The following is a 17,071-nucleotide window of genomic DNA, read 5'->3' as shown; positions in this document are numbered from 1 at the left end:
TTCCGCTGGTCGACGCCGTGCCGCCGATCCGCGGCCGACGCGGCCGACCCCGCCGGCGACCGCGGGAGCTGTTCGCCGACCGCGGCTACGACCACGACATCTACCGCCGCCAGCTGCGCGCCCGCGGCATCACCCCGCGGATCGCCCGCCGCGGTATCGCGCACGGCTCGGGCCTGGGTAAGCACCGCTGGGTGGTCGAGCGCAGCTTCGCCTGGCTGCACGCCTTCAAGCGGTTGCGCACTCGCTACGAGCGCCGCGGCGACATCCACCTCGGCCTGCTCCAGTTGGCTTGTGCGCTGATCTGCTACCGCCGCTTGCCCTCAATCTGAAACCAGTTTTAAGTCCGCGGTCGCCCCCAGACCCTGTGGACGACGTGAAGCCGATGGGCATGACCATCGTGGCACCACACGTCCGCGCGCCGACATGGAACCTCGTCACCCACCGAGGGGTGGCCCTGCAGTGCGCTGCTCATGGCGTCCGTCCGTCGCCAGGAAGGCGACCAGGGCGGCAGCGGCCGCGCTGAGGACATGCCAAAGGCCATGAAATTGCAACGGGCTCTCCGGTTGACAGTATCGAGAACTCGAACGTCCGCCGGCGTAGGCAGCTCCTGCCGTCGCGGCCGCCAAGAGGAAACGACGCCCCGCCCGGGAATCCGCCACCGTTTCGGCATGTGGCAGCAGGAGGAGCAGGCCCAGCGAGACTGCGACATACAGCGATGCATCGTGCAACCGGTGCGATGACCCGGGGACGCGGGCGTGGAACTGCGCGCTTCCTGCCATGACAGCGAGAAGTGCACCGGCATACGCCTGGAGCTTGAACCGCACCAGCCCGGTCGAGCGCCGAGCCGCCAACCAGACGGGCAAGCTGGCCACCCCGTAGGCCACACTGGTCACCGTGTTGACCGGCTGAGCTATGCCGTGGCTACGCACGCGCTCGCAGTCCGGATGCTTCGCCCCCAGGACCCCCCGGACGGCGAGCAGCCGGCCGACAAGCCCGCTGGTGGCCTGCGATCTTCCTCGCCCTGCGAGAGTTGTGGCAGACATGTCAGGGATGATTCGGTCGGAGTACTGCCTCCCAACAGTGACCGAGAAGCCGCGCACACCGCGCTCCTTCCCCAGTGCAGGGAGCCGCCAGTGCGACGACTCCGACCCTTGACGCCCAACTTTGCTCCAGAGACAGCGAAAGCTGGGCGTCTCAGTGCCTGACTACCACACTGCCAGGCCGTCATGATCGCGTTCATGGCGGTTCACTGCCGTCCCATGAGCATACTGATCTGCAGTTTCGACCGCCGACGAACCTCGGCGCACGGTCAGGAACGCCGTCAACTGCAACTACCCGGGAGGGCGTCCGGCACCCCGCGGGTCGGGAGTGCCGCGTCTGGCCGTCGCGCCGGCGGTACGTTCCCCTTCATCGCCGAGGCTCTTGCTGGCCCCTGGGACTCCGGGCCAACCCCGCGGCTCCTTCAACGGCGGGTGGGGTCCGAGCCACCTCGACACAGTGAGCGTCCACGGCACCGGGAGCACAACGGCTTGGCATAACTCGTTGCTCGCTCGTGGCGAGTGCCGAGCGCAGCGGACGGCCGGACCCCTCTCGGAGGGACACGGGGGTCAGTTCCCTTCCGTCGGCAACTCCGGCACCGGTCAGTCCTCACTGGACTGCCTCAGGGGCTGGCCGATCGACGAGGTGAAGATCGAAAAATCGTCGTTCTCCACCTAACCTCCGAGCGCGACGAGTCGGCGATCGTCCGGGCCGGCACCGACCTTGGCCCCGACCGAAACCTGCGCGTGGTCGCCGAGGGCGTAGCGGACGCGGCGGACAAGCCGGCCCGCTTCAGCTGCTGGCCGGCTCGGGATGCGATGTGCTGCAGCCCTCTCACATCAGCCCGCCGCTGCCGTGGCCGACCGCGCGTGGTTGGCCGACTCCTCCGGGGCGCCGGCCGACCGGGCGTAGCCACCGGTCTGCCGGCTCAGCGGGCCCGGGGCGAGCCGGTCGAGGCCGAGGATCCGCTCGAGCAGCTGGAAGCGGTAGGCCGCGGTGAGCGCCAGGAACCAGATGACCAGCGCGGGCAGGACGGTGGTGAACACCGGGGACGCCGGCCCGGTGAGCCCGAAGTAGTTCGACAGCGCGGGGATGGACAGCACCCCGGCGAACACCACGACCAGGACGGCGACCAGCACGGCCGGCCGCTTGTCCTGCGTGGGGCGGGTCCAGGAGGCGAAGCACCGGTGCGGTGGCCGCAGGAAGAGGATGAGCACGAAGGAGGCGAGCGAGACGTAGGTGGACAGGCCGGTCTGCGCCCCGATGGTGGCCGCCGCCTCAATGAACTCCGTGTCGTCGGACGACAGGCCGGTGTACCCCTCGAAGTCTTCGACGACCCCGGCGGGGACGTGGGGCTCGTTGATGCCCCGGGACACCAGCGTGTACAGGTAGGTGTAGACGGCCACCCCTGCGGCCGCGGTCACGACGGCCGCGGGGATCACGAAGCGGGCCAGCGAGGCGAGCAGGGCTGGGTCCGGTGGTTCCGGGCGGGCCCACATGGTGAGGAAGAAGGTCGGCACGCCGACCGTGAGCAGGGTCAGGCCGACCTGCGTGGGCGAGTAGGGGAACCCCAGCCCGAGCATGGTGACGGCCAGGATGACCAGCCCCTGGGTGACGACGCGCACCAGGAAGACCTGCATCGAGGTGGCGATGCCGCTGATGATCCGGCGGCCCTCCTGCCTGGCCGGCAGCAGGGCCGCAAAGGAGTCGTCGGTGAGAACGATGTCGGCGACGTCCTTGGTCACCGCGCTGCCGCTGCGCATAGCGACCCCCACGTGGGCCTGCTTGAGCGCCCGGGCGTCGTTGACGCCGTCCCCGACCATCGCCACGTAGTGGCCCTGGCGGCGCAGAGAGCCGACGATCCGCTCTTTCTGTTCCGGCGCGATGCGGCCGAACACCGTTCCCCGGGCGACGAGCCGGTCGAACTCGGAGTCGGGAAGCCCGTCGAGCTCGCCGCCGTGCACAGGATCGCCGGCCAGCAGCCCGGCACGGGTGGCCAAGGCCGCGACCGTGCGCGGGTCGTCGCCGGACAGCACCTTGAGATCGACGCCCTCGTGGTCCATCCGCGCGATGGTCTCGGTCACCTGCGGCCGAAGCTCGTCGGCCAGGGCGACCGCGGCCACCGGCTCCAGCGCCGGCAACGTAGGCCGGCCGTCGGCGTCGCGCAGTGGGACGGCGGGGTCGCCGGCACGGGCCAGGAGGAGCACCCGGAGGCCCTGCGTGGTCCAGTCCTCGACGACGGCTGCCGCCGACCCGGCGGTCAGGCGGGGCGCCAGGACGTCCGGCGCGCCGAGCACCCACACGTCGTCGTCGGTGCGCAGGGCGCTCCACCGCAGCGCCGACGAGAACGGGACCTCCTCCAGCACTTCCTCCGGCTCCCCGGGCAGCGCGGCGGCCAGCGCGGTCGTCGTCAGGTTGGGCGCGGACGTGCTCCGCGCCACCGACCCGAGCACCCGCTCCACCGTCGCCCGGTCTCGGCCGCCGAACGCTGTCACCTCTGCCATGGTCAGCCGGCCGGTCGTCAGCGTGCCGGTCTTGTCGGTGCAGACGACGTCGACGTTGCTGACCGACTCCACGGCGTTGACCCGCTGCACGAGGGCCCCGCGGCGGGAGCTCTTCACAGCACCGACGGTGTAGGCGAGCGCGATGAGGATGAACAATCCGTACGGGACCAGGCCCGACAGCACCGCGGTGGTCTGGACGGTGCGCAGCAGCGAGAAGCCCTCGAGAGCGGCCTGCAGCAGGATCGTGGCGGTCATCAACACGACCAGCGCCATCACCAGCCGGACGACGAACTCGATGCGGCGCTGCAGCGGCGTCAGGTCGGTGGAGACCCGGCGGGCGTCGGCGGTGAGCCGGTTGGCGTAGCTGGCGGCGCCGACATCGCGGGCCCGCTGGTAGCCCTCGCCGGCGACGCAGAAGCTGCCGGACAGCAGGTCGTCCCCCGGTCGCTTGACCAGCGGGTCGGGCTCGCCCGTGAGCAGCGACTCGTCGACGTCGAGCCGGCCGTCGACGACCGGGCCGTCGACGACCACTTGGTCACCCGGTCGCAGGCGCACGACGTCGCCGCGGACCACGTCGGTCGGCGGCACCTCGACGACCCGGCCGTCGCGCACGACATTGACCGCCGACTGTGCCAGCAGCTGGAGTTGGTCGAGCTGGCGCTTGGCGCGGATCTCCTGCACCGCACTGATCGCGGCGTTGAGGAGGCCCAGCCCGACGCTGACGATTGCGTCGTTGTAGCGGCCCAGGGCCAGCAGCGCCGCGCCGATGACGAACAGGATCGTGTTGTAGAAGGAGAAGACGTTGGTCCGCAGGATCCGCGCGTACGTGCGCGAGGACGCCGTCACGGCGACGTTCCCCTCACCCCGGCCGAGCCGCTCGTCCGCCTCGCGCCGGGTCAGTCCCTGCGGTGGGGTGTCCGGCGGGCTGTCCTTACGGCGAGCGTCGGGGGCCGCGGAGCGATCTGACATCGGGTGTTGTCCGTTCGGATCAGTCTGCAGGTCTCCTTGCAGTCTGCGGGTACGCGTCCGGCCCCGCCCGGCAGAGCGGGCGGGCCGGGAAGCGCGATCAGTCCTCCGCAAAGCCGCCGTCGGTGCAGCGGTCGCCGCCGTGGCGGCCGCCGGGCTCCCCGCCGCCGTGCCGGCCACGGCGGAGCCGCCGGGATCTCCGCGGTCCTCTACGCGTTCGCCACGAACCCCGACCAGTGGCAGCGGGTGCGGCAGGAGCCCGCCCTGGCGCGGGTCGCCTTCGACGATGCGGTGCGCTGGGAGTCACCGGTGCAGACGTTCTTCCGGACGGCGACGACCGACGTCCGCGTCGGGGAGGTCGTCATCCCGGAGGGACGCAAAATCCTGATGCTCCTGGCGGCGGCCAACCGCGATCCACGGCGCTGGGCCGATCCGGACCGCTTCGACCTCTCCCGCGACCCGTCCGGGCACGTCGGGTTCGGTATGGGCATCCACCAGTGCGTCGGGCAGCACGTCGCCCGCCTGGAGGCCGAGTCGATCGTGACGGCCCTGGCCCGCCGGGTGCGGACGATCGCGCTGGACGGGCCGACGGTGCGGCACCACAACAACACGCTGCGGGCCTGGGAGAGCATCCCGGTGCAGGTGCAGCTCGCCTGACCCGGCGTCGCGGGCGACGCCGGACGGTGGTCAGTGGGTGAGCTGCCACTTGAGCACGGCCACCGCAGCAGCGACGAGGGCCAGGACGAACCCGGCGAGGAACACCCGGGTCGAGCTGCGCTCTCCGGAGACACGCGCCACCACCGAGCCGAGCAGCGCCAGCCGGAGGTCGACCAGGACGAGCGCCAGGATGAGCACGACGCCGGCATCCAGGAGACCTGCCCACGCCAGGACCAGCAGCGCAGCGGGGGCGCCGGCCGACGTCGCGATCGGCAGCGCGCCCCGGATCTCGTGCCGGATGACCGCGCGATCGAGCGAGCGGCCTTCGCGGACCCGGGCACCCACCGCCTCCCCGAGCGTGTGCGCGACGTAGGTCGAGAGCCCCACCCCGAGGACGTAGAGCACCCCCGTGGGTGCCTGCAGGTCCTCGGGGTGCAGCGCGATCAGGGCCGCCATCACCAGCACGTTGCCGTACACGTAGGCCGAGACCCGGCTGGCGACGTCCTCGCGGGACGGGGTGGCGGATCCGCGGGGCAGGCCGACCAGCCGTCGCAGCCTGCGCCGGCCCACCGCACCCGCCTCCGAGCGTGTCAGGACTGGGGCGGGATGAAGGTGCGGTAGGCCGGCACCGCGGCCACTGCGACGCCGACGTGCATCAGCATCAGCGCGACGACGCCGGCGGTCGTCGTGCCGGGCTGCGAAGCGGAGACCAGCAGCAGGACGTCCGGGATCAGCGAGAGCACGAGCACGGTGGGGACGAGCACGCGCAGCACGCCTGCGGCGTTGCGGCTACGGGTGGCGACGAGGTGCCACCCGATGGCGCCGGCGATCGCCCCGACGACGGTCAGGAAGCCGTAGATCGGCAGGGTGAGCTGCTGGAACTCGGACGGGATGTCGAAGAGCGTCCGGGCGAGTGTGGCGATCACGCTGTTGATCACGAGCCCGCCCGCGGCGCCGACAGCTGCGGCGACGGCGGTGGACTTCCAGGACACCGTCCGGCTGGGGCGGGTCAGGGTGCTGGTCATGGCGATTCTCCAGGTCTGGGGTGGTGGATCAGGTGTCGATCGGTCGCCCGGGCGGAACGGCGCGGCACGTCCCGGACTCCGCGGAATTCACTTGACGGCGCAAGCGACATTAGGTGGCCGGAGCTTGCCCCGTCAAGCAAGATTGCGGGACCGGCGGCGCCGACCGGGGGTGAGCTGCGTCGCTCCCGCCGGTCAGGCGTCGCGACGCGTGAGGGCCACAGCCGCGGCGATGAGACCGACGACGATCCAGGCGGCGAACACGAGCGCCCCTGTTTCGGAGCTGAGCAGCGAATCCGCCGGGAGGACGGACGTGAACGCCGAGGCAGCGTTGGACGGGAAGTACTTCAGCAACCCGTCCCAGGCGTCGGGCAGCAGCGCACCGGCGAGCGTCGGGAGGACGAGGACACCGGCGAGGAGGGCGCTGATGGCGCCGGCTGTGCTCCGGAGGAGCAGGCCGAGAGCCAGGCCGATGAGACCGATGCCGATGACGTAGGCGGCCGTACCCAGAACGACCCGGGCGGTCCCCTCGTCGCTCCACGAGACCGTGGTGACCCCGCCTCCGTCGAGGATGGCCATGCCCACCACGAAGGCGACAAGGACGCCCGAGAGGACGACCGGGACGACGGCCCCCAGGAAAGCGACCACCTTGGCCCAGAGCACGGGCAGGCGTGCCGGCACCGCAGCCAAGGAGCTCCGGATGAGCCCTGAGGAGTACTCCCGGGCGCCCACCAGGACACCGAGGACGCCGACCAGGACGACGGCCAGCATTGAGCCGGCGAGCACGGTGGAGAGCGCGTCACCCCCGCCCGGACCGCCGCCGTCGGCCGGTCCCTCCACGGCGCCGGTCGCGGTCGCGGCCGCGATGGCCCCGATGCCCACGATGGTGAGCAGCACCGAGAGCAGCATCGTCCACGTCGAGCGAAGCGTGCGCAGCTTGATCCACTCAGCCCTGACCACCCGCGGGGTGGTGATCCGGTACGTCGTGTCCGGGGAGGTCGTCATCGTCGGGTCCGTCATCTCGGGGGTCGTCGTGGGAGGCACGTGGGCGAGATCGGGATGGGGCAGGACGGCGCTCATCGGGCCGCGTCCGCGGAGAGGAGCGCACCGTCGGTGCGGCCGTGATACTGCACGGACTCCCTCGTGAGCTCCATGAAGGCCTCCTCGAGGGAGGGATGCAGCGGAACGAGCTCGTGGAGCGGCAGGCCGTGCCGCGCGGCGAGGTCCCCGATGTCCGCGGCGGGCACGCCCTCGATTTCCAGCTCGGTCGGCGAGGACGGCGTCACGGTCACCCCGGGCGCGGCAAGCAGTCCGGCCAGCGCCGGAGAGTCCGGGGAGACGACCCTGACCTTGTCGCTCCACGCCGAGGCGATGAAGTCCGCCATAGACACGTCCCGGATCAACCGACCCCGGCCCACGATGACCAGGTGGTCGGCGGTCAGCTCCATCTCGCTCATCAGGTGCGAGGACAGGAAAACAGTGCGCCCCTCGGCGGCCAGGGACCGCAGGAAGCTCCGCACCCACAAGATGCCGTCGGGGTCCAGGCCGTTCACCGGCTCGTCGAGCATCACGATGGACGGGTCGGCCAGCAGCGCCGTGGCGATGCCCAGCCGCTGACCCATTCCCAGGGAGAAGGATCCCGCCGGCTTGTGCGCGACCTCGGTCAGCCCCACGGTGTCCAGCAGTTCGTCGACACGGCGAGCTCCGACACCCACCGTGGCCCCGAGGGCCAGCAGGTGGTTGCGGGCCGATCGCCCCTTGTCGACCGCCTTGCCGTCGAGCAGTGCGCCGACCTCGTGCAGCGGCGCCCTGGACGTCCGGTAGTCCCGCCCGTTGATCGTGACCGCTCCAGAGGTCGGCCGGTCCAGGCCGAGGATCATCCGCATCGTGGTCGACTTGCCGGCCCCGTTCGGCCCGAGGAACCCGGTGACGACGCCGGGACGGACGTCGAAGGTGAGGTCGTCGACGGCGACGACGTCCCCGTAGCGCTTGGACAGGTTCCGCAGTTCGATCATCGTCGCTGCTCGGCGCTGGACCCGCGGCCGCGCACGGCCCAGTTCATCGCTGCAGGCGGGCGGCTGCTGCGGCCACCGCGTCCGTCAGCGAGGTGGGCGCACGGCCGATGAGCTTGTCGAGGTCGTTGCCCTCGACGTGGAGCTCCCCGTCGGCCACGCCGCGGTCGCCGTCGGCGAAGACGGCCGCGACCGGCTCGGGCAGACCTGCACCTACGAGGATCTGGGTGTACTGCTCGACAGGCACGTCGGTGTAGGTGACGTCCTGCCCGGTGACGGTGGAGATGGTCGCGGCCAGCTCGGGCATCGTGAACGCCTCGCCGCCGAGCTCGTAGACCGCGCCCTCGTGCCCGTCCTCGGTCAGGACGGCGGCGGCTGCCGCCGCGAAGTCGGCGCGGGTGGCGGCGCTGACCCGGCCGGCGCCGGCCGAACCGACGATCCCGTGCTGCAGGTAGGTGGCCAGCTGGCCGGTGTAGTTCTCGGTGTACCAGCCGTTGCGCAGGACCACGTACGGCACCCCGCCCTGAGCAAGGAGCTCTTCGGTGGCCCTGTGCTCGCCGGCCAGCAGCAGTGTCGAGGTGTCGGCCCTGGGGATGCTCGTGTAGGCCAGCAGCCGCACCCCGGCCTCCTTGGCAGCGGCGATGACGTTGCCGTGCTGCGGGAGTCGCTGGCCGACCTCGCTGCTGGAGACCAGCAGGACCTTCTCGGCGCCGGCGAAGGCGACGCGCAGCGACTCGGGGTCGGTGTAGTCGGCGCGGTGGACGGTGACGCCACGCTCCTGCAGGTCGGCGAGCGCCTCGGTGCGACGGCCCGTGGCGACGATCTGCTCGCCGGGCACGCCGCGGGCGAGCAGGGCCTCGACGACCAGGCTGCCGAGCTGGCCGGTGGCACCGGTGACGATGATGGACATGCGAGTGGTTCTCCTTCGGTCCACCTCGACGAGCAGTCGAGGAAGTCGGTGGTGAGGTGGGCGGGTCGATCGCTCAGGCGGCCTGGAAGGAGCGCTTCGAGAGTCCGAAGCTGTAGCCCTCCAAGGTGGTCACCACCGGTGCGGTGGGGTCGGTGGCTGCGCCGAGCGCGACGAACAACGGGGTGAAGTGCTCCACCGTGGGGTGGGCGTAGGGCAGGCCCGGTGCGGCGCTGCGGTAGCGGGAGAGCTCGGCGACGTCGCCACGCGCCAGCGCGTCGGCGGCCCAGGCGTCGAAGTCCGAGGACCAGCCCGGCACCTCGGTGCCCTCCAGCATCCCGCGGGTGATGAACGGCAGGCCGTGGGTCATGTGCCCCGAGCCGACCACGAGCACGCCCTGCTCGCGCAGCGGGCGCAGCCGGTCGCCGATGGCCAGCAGCTTGTCGGGGTCCTCGGTGGGCAGCGACAGCTGAAGCACCGGGACGTCGGCCTCGGGGTACATGATCTTCAATGGCACCCAGGAGCCGTGGTCCAGGCCCCGGCTGGCGTGCTGGTGCACGTGCTCGGTGTCCGGCATGAGGCCGACCACGTCGCGGGCCAGCTCGCTGGCGTCGGGGGTGTCGTAGCGGAACGTGTAGTACAGCGGGTCGAAGCCGCCGAAGTCGTAGACCAGCTCGCTGGGCCGGGTGGCGCTCACCGACAGCGGCGCGGACTCCCAGTGCGCGGAGACGACGAGGATCGCCTTGGGCTTGGGCAGCGCGCGGGCCCAGTCGTGCAGCGGGTTCAGCCACTCGGGCCGCCAGAACGGCATCGGGCCGCCGCCGTGGGACAGGTAGAGGCTGGGCAGCGCCCCGTCCTCCGGCGTCCACTGCCGGTGCGGCTCGAGGGCAGCGACGCGACGCAGGTGCTGGGCGAAGAGGTGGTCTGCCGGGATGCGGGCGTCCGCAGCGGCGGTCGTGGCAGGACCAAGCGTGCTCATGTCTGACTCCACTGTTCGTTGCTGAATCAAGTAACAGTCTGCACAACGTCACTTGCGATGGCAAGTATTTCGTTGGCTGTGTGACGACGAGCACCGGCCTCGCTCGGTCGCCCCGGCGCGCCCAGGTGAGAGCTCCGGCGCAGAGCCAGAGGCCGCGAGTGGCGTTCCGTCACTCCCAGCGGCGACGTGACCAGCGGGCTCAGGCGTCGAGGGATGGCAGGAGCTTCAGCGTGAGCGAGCGCAGCTGCGAGACCTCGTCCTCGGTCAGCCGGTCGAAGACGAGCCGTCGGACGTCGGCCACGTGCCCCGGCGCGACCCGCTCGAGGAGCGACAGCCCGGCGTCGGTGAGGCCGGCGTACTGGACCCGCCGGTCGGTCGAGCACGGCCGGCGGGTCACCCAGCCGCGCTCCTCCATAGCCGCAACGGCGTGGCTGAGCCTCGAAGGGCTGGTCGCGGCGAGCCGGGCGAGCTCCCCCATGCTCAGGGTCCGATCAGGCTGCGCGGAGAGGTGAACCAAGACCTGGTAGTACGCGTGGCGGATACCCGCCTCCTTGCGCAGCTGCCGGTCCATGGCCTGTGGCAGCAGCTGGCCCACGCGCAGCAGCGGCAACCAGGCGGCCGTCTCGTCCTGGGTGAGCCAACGCGTCGCGGAAGGCACCTCCCGTGCGGTTGACATGGCGGCCCTCCTTTGAATCTTCAACAAGAGAACACAGGAGTTGCTTGCAGCTTCAAGTGACCGCCGACGTGAGATCGGACCGGCGCACCGCCGAAGGCCACGAGGGACAGACCGCGGTCGCCTCGGCGAGCGCAGCGCGGCCGCCGGGCACCCAGACGGCCCTGCTCCACGCCCTGATCGGGCCGATGGAGCACGATCCTGGGATGGTGCTCGTCGGGCCGCTCACCCATGCCCATCGCTGGATCGCCGTCCGTCGGACCACCCTGACCCGTCGTCGCCAGCAGCCCGAGTGGACGACCCCTGGTACGTCACGGCGCCAGCCCGACCCACACGGAGGGGACTCGTGACCGGTGACCTCGTGGAGGGCGACAGAGCGGAGGCGGGCTCGCCGCCCCGGTACCTCCCCGTCGCCGAGCATGGACTGATCGGTGACATGCACACCGTGGCCCTGGTCGGCACGAACGGCACCATCGACTGGTACTGCTGTCCGTCGTTCGACTCACCGAGCGTCTTCGGGGCCATCCTCGACGCCGACCGCGGAGGCTCCTTCGAACTGGCCGCCGCGTCGCCGGCGCGGACTCGGCAGTTCTACGTCCCGGACACGAAGGTCCTCCTCACCCGCTTCTACACCGGCGACGCCGTCGGCGAGGTCCAGGACTTCATGCCCGTCGGCCTGCCTACGGGGCTCGTCGAGCACCGACTGGTCCGGCGGGTGCTCTGCGTCCGCGAATCGATGGCGTTCCGGGCGCGGGTGTCCCCCCGATTCGACTACGGCCGTCAGACCCACACCGTCAACGAGCACGACGGTGGCGTCCTCTTCCCTCCCCGGACCTCTCGTTGTCGTTGACCGCCACGGTTACCCTCCGCGGCGACGGAAGGGACGTCGAGGCGGAGTTCACCCTGCACGAGGGCGAGTCGGCAGTGTTCACCCTCGACCGCATCGACGGCGACGCCGAGCCACGCGGGTGCTCCGCGGACGAGGCGGAGGCTCTATTCGCCGCCACGGTCACGTACTGGCGCCAATGGCTGGCGGCGTCGCGCTATCGCGGCCGCTGGCGCGAGATGGTGCACCGATCGGCGCTGACCCTGAAGCTCCTCACATACGCGCCGACCGGCGCCATCGTCGCCGCGCCCACGACCAGCCTTCCCGAACAACCGGGCGGCGAGCGGAACTGGGATTACCGCTTCGTGTGGATCCGCGACGCCGCCTTCTGCGTCTACACGCTCCTGCGCCTGAGCTTCACCAGCGAGGCAGCCGCCTTCATGGACTTCCTCGCGCGGCACATCCCGCCGCCCGGTCACCACCCCGGGGGACCCCTGCAGATCATGTACGGCATCGACGGCCGCACCGACCTGACGGAAGAGGAGCTCCCGCACCTCGAGGGGTACCGGGGCGCCTCCCCCGTCCGGATCGGCAACGGCGCCGCCGAGCAGCTCCAACTCGACATCTACGGCGAACTGATCGACTCCGTCTACCTCTACGACAAGTGGGCGGAGCCCCTCTCCAGCGACGCTTGGGAGGGCCTCTGCGGCGTCGTCGACTGGGTCTGCGACCACTGGGACCAGCCCGACGAGGGCATCTGGGAAACCCGCGGCGGACGCAAGAGGTTCCTCTACTCACGGCTGATGTGCTGGGTGGCCGTGGAGCGGGCCATCCGCATGGCCAACCGTCGCGGACTGCCCGCCGACCGGTTGAAGTGGGAGCGCACCCGCGACGACATCTACCGGCGGATCATGCGCCGGGGCTGGTCGGACCGACGCTCGGCGTTCGTGCAGCACGAAGACGACGACGTCCTCGACGCCGCGGTCCTGATGATGCCGCTGGCGAAATTCATCTCCCCGACCGATCCCAAGTGGCTCGCCACGCTCGACGCTCTCGGCGCGGAGCTGGTGTCGGACTCGCTGGTCTACCGCTACGACCCGGAGGCGAGTCCGGACGGTCTGACCGGCGAGGAGGGCACCTTCTCCATCTGCTCCTTCTGGTACGTCGAGGCACTGACCCGCGCGGGACGGCTCGATGATGCCCGGATGGCGTTCGAGAAGATGCTGACCTACGCCAACCATCTCGGGCTGTACGCCGAGCAGATCGGCCGGGACGGCGAGCAGCAGGGCTACTTCCCCCAGGCCTTCACCCACCTGTCACTGATCAGCGCGGCCGTGAACCTCGACCGATCCCTGGGTTGAGTCGGCCGCGTGTGGAGTCAGCCCGGCGGCGGACAGAACCCGTGCTCGTCCTGACCGCCGGCCGGCCCGACTCCCCGGCGCCGCACCTAGGACCAGATGTACTCCTCGGCGATGGCACCGTCGCGCCACCGTGCGACGGTCACCATGCGGCTGCCGTCCGCGGCCTCTCCGACGACACAGGTCCACTCCCCGGAGCCGAAGGCGATCGGGTGGCTGGTGATCTGCGGCGGCGTGCCGCCGACCTGGGCGGTGAAGCCCTCCATCGCCGCGATGTGCTCCTCGAGGCCGTGCGTCGGGGCCATGCCCTTCATGTCGACGTAGACGTCCTCGGTGTGCAGGTGGGAGAACAAGCCCCGCCAGTCTCCGTTGTTCCATGCCTTGAAATCGAGGTCGTCCATCCGCTTGAGGTTGGCGGCCACCTCGTCCTGCGGGTCGTTCGTCGAAGCGCTCTCGGTCATGGTGTTCTCCTTCACCTCGTGCCCGGCCGACGGCGGTCGCCGGCCGTGACGCTGTTCGGCCGCGCCGGGGGGTTCTGTCCGCGCCCGGGTAGGCCAGGGTTCAGCTGTGGTCGCGGCGCCAGGTGACCGTCAGGCCCGACCGCGCGCCAAAGCGCTCGAGGTGGCTGCCGAGGGCGTGCTCGATGCGGTTCAGCGTCTCGACGTCGGGGGCCTCGACGCGCAATGTCAACACGTCGTCGCCGACGACGATCCGGCCGCGGGCGTCCCCCACGACGGTGGTCCAGGCTCCATCGGTGTCCTCGGTGAACGGGACCTTGCGACCGAGGTGCGAGACCAGCTGCTTGGCGTAGCGGCCGGGGGCGTCGGTGCGCACGTCGGCGCGCGAGAAGAGGGTGGTCATGGTGTCTCCTGGTCGGGTGGGGCGGCCGTGGTGTCCGGTCAGGCCGCCTGGACGGAGCGGATCGAGTTGCCCATCCACATGCCGTCGAAGGCGGTCGTCACCGACTGGCCGGGCGCGGTGCCCGCCCCGAGGGTGAGCAGCAGGGGCACGAAGTGGTCGGCGGTCGGGTGGGCGACGTCGGCGGCCGGGCCCTTGGTGCGGTAGTCGAGGAGGGCGTCGACGTCCCCGCGCCCGAGGGCGTCGGTGGCCCACTCGTCGAACGCCTCGGTGTAGCCCTGCAGTTGGGGCCGGCGGAAGACGGCGAAGCTGTGGGTCATGAACCCCGACCCCATCACGAGGATGCCTTCGTCTCGCAGCGAGCGCAGGCGCCGGCCGAGCGCCAGCAGTGCCTCGGGCTCCAGGCTGGGCATGCTCACCTGCACGACCGGCACGTCGGCGGCCGGGTACATGGCCATCAGCGGGATGAAGGCGCCATGGTCGAGACCCCGGTCGACGTGGTGGTGCAGCGGCGTGGTGCTGCTCAGGGTGGCCGCGATGCGCCGGGCCAGGTCGGTCGCGTCCGGGGTGGCGTACTGCAGCGTGTAGTAGCGCGGGTGGAAGCCGCCGAAGTCGTAGTACAGCGGCGTGCCGGCGGCGGCGCCGGAGATGGCAAGCGGAGCGTTCTCCCAGTGCGCCGAGACCACGACGATGGCCCGGGGCTTGGGCATGGACTGCGACCAGGTGAACAGATGGGCCAGCCACTCCGGGGCGTCCAGGGTGGGCGGCGCGCCATGGCTGACGAACAGCGCCGGCAGCGGCCCGTCGTCAGGAGTCCACGCCCGGTGGGCGCGCGCCTGCGGCAGGACTCGCGCGAGCAGATCGTCGTAGGCGCCCGCGGGGACGGCCGGGTTGAGGATGTCGTGCATCGGCTGGCTCATCGCGGTGCTCTGCTCCTCCGGGTCTGTCAGCGGCGGGTCGAACACTGGTTGATGAGCCCGTCGCCGGGCGGGGTCGGCGCGCCATGCGGGCGCGTCGACCCCGTCCCGGCGACGGAGGTGCTCAGGCCTCGACGGTGACGACGAGCTTGCCGCCGGCGCCGCCACCGGCGAGCCGGCCGAGACCCTCGGCGGCCTGCTCTAGGGGGAGCACGTCGGCGACCGCGACCTGGAGGTCCCCGGCGGCGGCCTGCTCGGCGAGCGGAGCGAGGACCTCACGGGTCGCCGACGCCATCACCGGGCCACCGGTCAGACCGGCGGCGGCCAGGGTGGCCTCGTCGGGCACCGCCGCGACGCCGGAGACCTTCCCGCCGCTGCGCACCGCGGCGATCGGGGCGGCCGAGGGGTCCATGCCGGTGAGGTTGACCAGAGCGTCGACGCCGTCGGGGTAGGCCGCGCGGACCTGGTCGGCGACCGGTCCGGCGGTGTAGTCGATGACCCGGGCGGCGCCGAGCTGGGTGAGCCGGTCGGTGTCCTCGGGCTTGCCGGTGGCGACCACGGTGACGCCGCGGGCGGCCAGCAGCTGCACGGCGAAGGAGCCCACGCCGCCGGAGGCGCCGTTAACCAGCACGGTCTGACCCGCCTGCGGATCGATCGCCTCGATGGACTGGACGGCGGCGGCGCCCGCCAGCGGGAGCGCGGCCGCCTTGGTGAAGTCCAGGCCGGCGGGCTTGGGGGTGACCGCCGCGGCCGGCAGCAGCGCGTACTCGGCCAGCGTTCCGGCCGAGATCGGCGGGGCGAGCAGCACGTGACCGAGCACCTCGTCGCCGACGGCGACGTGGTCGACCCCGGCCCCGACGGCCTCCACGACACCGGCGGCGTCGCGGCCGATGACGACCGGATACTCGTGCGGCAGGCCCATCTGGGTCAGGAAGCCGGCGGCGACGGCGTTGTCGATGGGGTTGAGGCCGGCGGCCTTGACCCGGACGAGGACCGTGCCCTCGGTCGGCTCGGGGGTGGGGATGTCGGAGATCTGGGGCTGCTCACCGGCGGCGGGGACGTGCAGTGCGCGCATGACGGGGACTCCTCTGGACGCGGTGCGGGGACGGGGAGGGACTAGAAGGCGTACGGGCCGAAGCGGCCCCAGGCGACGAAGACGGCCAGGGCGAGGAGCACGAGGTTGGCGACGACCATCGGCGTCTCCTTGCGGCGGGCGTGCACGACGGCAGCGCCGGCCATGACGAGGGCCAGGCCCACGGCCGCGATCGGCACGAGCACCGGAGCGACGTCGAACACCGCGGGCAGGATCAGGCCCAGCGCGCCGAGGACCTCCAGCGCACCGATGGCCTTGACCGCGCCGTCGCTGAAGTCCTCGGCCCAGCCCATGCCGGAATCCACAATCTTCTTCCGCGGCTGCGCGAGCTTGCTCAGCCCCGAACCCAGGAAGACCGCGGCGAGCACCCCGGCGACGATCCACAAGACGACGTTCACGTTCTGACTCCTCGCATGGTTTACTTGCCGACGCAAGCAACCATATGAGCAGTCACTTGTTCCGTCAAGTATCTCGGCGGGCGGGTCGTCCGCCGGGTCGAACGAGGAGCGATGTCGTGGGCACTGTCGACGAGCCGCGGTGGCTGAACGCGGAGGAACAGGACACCTGGCTGGCCGTCCTGGCGATGGCCGTCTGGCTGCCCGACGCCATCGACGCGCAGCTGCAGCGCGACGCCGGCGTCAGCCACTTCGAGTACCAGGTCATGGCCATGCTCTCCATGTCCCCGGAGCGCACCCGGCGGATGAGCGAGGTCGCCGCCCTGGCCAACGGCTCGCTGACCCGGCTCTCCCGGACCGTCGACCGCCTCGAGAAGCGCGGCTGGGTCACCCGCCGGCCCGATCCCGACGACGGCCGCGCCACCCTCGCCGTCCTCACCGACACCGGCTGGGAGAAGGTCGTGGCCACCGCCCCCGGGCACGTCGCCGAGGTGCGCCGCCTGGTCCTCGACCCGCTGACCAGGACCCAGGTCCGCCAGCTGCACGAGATCGCCACCCGGATCCGCCAGGTCGTCCAGCCCGAGGGCAGCTTCCCGACCCTGCCGGCGCCCGGCACCGCCTGACGTCCCGACCGCCGCACCCTTCAGGATGAACGGTGCGACCCCGCTCCGACCGCGTCGATCCGATGCCGGACCCCACGGGCGGCGGCGCGGTCAGGGACCGGCGGCCCGGCGAGCCCGGGCCGGGGCGGATCGGCGGGGTTGCGCAGCGGGTCAGGCCAGGACGGGCGGGCGGAACAGCCAGCGCAACGCGGCGAACCGGACGAGTCCGATCACCCCGGTGACGACCGCGATGACCGCGAGGTC

18 protein-coding genes are annotated in these 17,071 nt (G+C 71.5%); 5 read left to right on the top strand and 13 right to left on the bottom strand.

The features are described from left to right. Nucleotides 1-329 (top strand): transposase (locus BM414_RS27505; protein WP_139246105.1); only part of this gene is annotated, 329 nt, incomplete at its 5' end. A 1,548-nt stretch (nucleotides 330-1,877) separates the two neighbouring features. On the opposite strand, the gene BM414_RS27495 is transcribed toward BM414_RS27505, so the two are convergent. Beyond that, nucleotides 1,878-4,511 carry an HAD-IC family P-type ATPase gene (locus tag BM414_RS27495; RefSeq protein WP_093585085.1) on the bottom strand — a complete coding sequence of 878 codons (2,634 nt, stop codon included), beginning with the start codon at nucleotides 4,509-4,511 and terminating at the stop codon, nucleotides 1,878-1,880. Between the two features lie 243 nt (nucleotides 4,512-4,754). On the opposite strand from BM414_RS27495, the gene BM414_RS27490 reads away from it, so the two are divergent. After that, nucleotides 4,755-5,165, top strand: coding sequence for a cytochrome P450 (locus BM414_RS27490; RefSeq protein ID WP_245785032.1), 411 nt, complete (start codon nucleotides 4,755-4,757; stop codon nucleotides 5,163-5,165). A 30-nt stretch (nucleotides 5,166-5,195) separates the two neighbouring features. Here the strand turns inward: BM414_RS27490 and BM414_RS27485 are convergent, their stop codons facing one another. From BM414_RS27485 to BM414_RS27455, 7 genes are all read right to left on the bottom strand, one after another. Continuing rightward, entirely contained in the window at nucleotides 5,196-5,735 is a 540-nt protein-coding gene (locus tag BM414_RS27485) for a hypothetical protein (RefSeq protein WP_093585082.1), read from the bottom strand. Between the two features lie 20 nt (nucleotides 5,736-5,755). Beyond that, the gene (locus BM414_RS27480) at nucleotides 5,756-6,190 is read right to left on the bottom strand and encodes a DUF6069 family protein (protein ID WP_093585079.1); all 435 of its coding nucleotides are present in this window, start codon (nucleotides 6,188-6,190) and stop codon (nucleotides 5,756-5,758) included. 192 nt (nucleotides 6,191-6,382) lie between these two features. After that, nucleotides 6,383-7,192, bottom strand: a complete 810-nt coding sequence (locus BM414_RS27475) for an ABC transporter permease (RefSeq protein WP_139246103.1) — start codon at nucleotides 7,190-7,192, stop codon at nucleotides 6,383-6,385. Nucleotides 7,193-7,263: 71 nt separating this feature from the next. After that, complete coding sequence (locus tag BM414_RS27470; RefSeq protein WP_093585074.1) at nucleotides 7,264-8,202, bottom strand: ABC transporter ATP-binding protein; 939 nt, start codon at nucleotides 8,200-8,202, stop codon at nucleotides 7,264-7,266. 43 nt (nucleotides 8,203-8,245) lie between these two features. Beyond that, a complete protein-coding gene (locus tag BM414_RS27465) occupies nucleotides 8,246-9,109 on the bottom strand; it encodes an SDR family oxidoreductase (RefSeq protein ID WP_093585071.1) in 864 nt (287 codons plus the stop codon). Nucleotides 9,110-9,182: 73 nt separating this feature from the next. Then, nucleotides 9,183-10,085 carry a dioxygenase family protein gene (locus tag BM414_RS27460; RefSeq protein WP_093585068.1) on the bottom strand — a complete coding sequence of 301 codons (903 nt, stop codon included), beginning with the start codon at nucleotides 10,083-10,085 and terminating at the stop codon, nucleotides 9,183-9,185. 199 nt (nucleotides 10,086-10,284) lie between these two features. Beyond that, the gene (locus BM414_RS27455) at nucleotides 10,285-10,761 is read right to left on the bottom strand and encodes a MarR family winged helix-turn-helix transcriptional regulator (protein ID WP_093585065.1); all 477 of its coding nucleotides are present in this window, start codon (nucleotides 10,759-10,761) and stop codon (nucleotides 10,285-10,287) included. Nucleotides 10,762-11,104: 343 nt separating this feature from the next. Between BM414_RS27455 and BM414_RS30450 the strand changes: the two genes are divergently transcribed. Continuing rightward, nucleotides 11,105-11,608, top strand: coding sequence for a trehalase-like domain-containing protein (locus tag BM414_RS30450; RefSeq protein ID WP_217644960.1), 504 nt, complete (start codon nucleotides 11,105-11,107; stop codon nucleotides 11,606-11,608). Next, nucleotides 11,605-12,945: a glycoside hydrolase family 15 protein gene (locus BM414_RS27445; RefSeq protein WP_217644959.1), complete on the top strand. Its 1,341-nt coding sequence runs from the start codon at nucleotides 11,605-11,607 to the stop codon at nucleotides 12,943-12,945. The genes BM414_RS30450 and BM414_RS27445 overlap by 4 nt, the downstream gene beginning before the upstream one ends. Before the next feature lie 86 nt (nucleotides 12,946-13,031). Here the strand turns inward: BM414_RS27445 and BM414_RS27440 are convergent, their stop codons facing one another. The 5 genes from BM414_RS27440 to BM414_RS27420 form a co-directional block, all read right to left on the bottom strand. After that, a complete protein-coding gene (locus BM414_RS27440) occupies nucleotides 13,032-13,403 on the bottom strand; it encodes a nuclear transport factor 2-like protein (RefSeq protein WP_093585091.1) in 372 nt (123 codons plus the stop codon). A gap of 100 nt (nucleotides 13,404-13,503) precedes the next feature. Further along, nucleotides 13,504-13,803, bottom strand: a complete 300-nt coding sequence (locus tag BM414_RS27435) for a DUF2218 domain-containing protein (protein ID WP_093585058.1) — start codon at nucleotides 13,801-13,803, stop codon at nucleotides 13,504-13,506. 38 nt (nucleotides 13,804-13,841) lie between these two features. After that, nucleotides 13,842-14,720, bottom strand: a complete 879-nt coding sequence (locus BM414_RS27430) for a DODA-type extradiol aromatic ring-opening family dioxygenase (protein WP_093585088.1) — start codon at nucleotides 14,718-14,720, stop codon at nucleotides 13,842-13,844. Between the two features lie 121 nt (nucleotides 14,721-14,841). Continuing rightward, entirely contained in the window at nucleotides 14,842-15,792 is a 951-nt protein-coding gene (locus tag BM414_RS27425; protein ID WP_093585055.1) for an NADP-dependent oxidoreductase, read from the bottom strand. Nucleotides 15,793-15,833: 41 nt separating this feature from the next. Beyond that, nucleotides 15,834-16,208, bottom strand: a complete 375-nt coding sequence (locus BM414_RS27420; protein WP_093581510.1) for a DoxX family protein — start codon at nucleotides 16,206-16,208, stop codon at nucleotides 15,834-15,836. 116 nt (nucleotides 16,209-16,324) lie between these two features. Here BM414_RS27420 and BM414_RS27415 point away from each other — a divergent pair, with 116 nt between their 5' ends. Then, nucleotides 16,325-16,828: a MarR family winged helix-turn-helix transcriptional regulator gene (locus BM414_RS27415; protein WP_093581508.1), complete on the top strand. Its 504-nt coding sequence runs from the start codon at nucleotides 16,325-16,327 to the stop codon at nucleotides 16,826-16,828. The last annotated feature ends 243 nt before the right edge of the window (nucleotides 16,829-17,071 follow it).

Origin of the sequence: Geodermatophilus amargosae, assembly GCF_900116515.1 — a bacterium.
GTDB lineage: Bacteria > Actinomycetota > Actinomycetes > Mycobacteriales > Geodermatophilaceae > Geodermatophilus > Geodermatophilus amargosae.
This window is presented reverse-complemented; position numbering and strand designations above follow the sequence as displayed.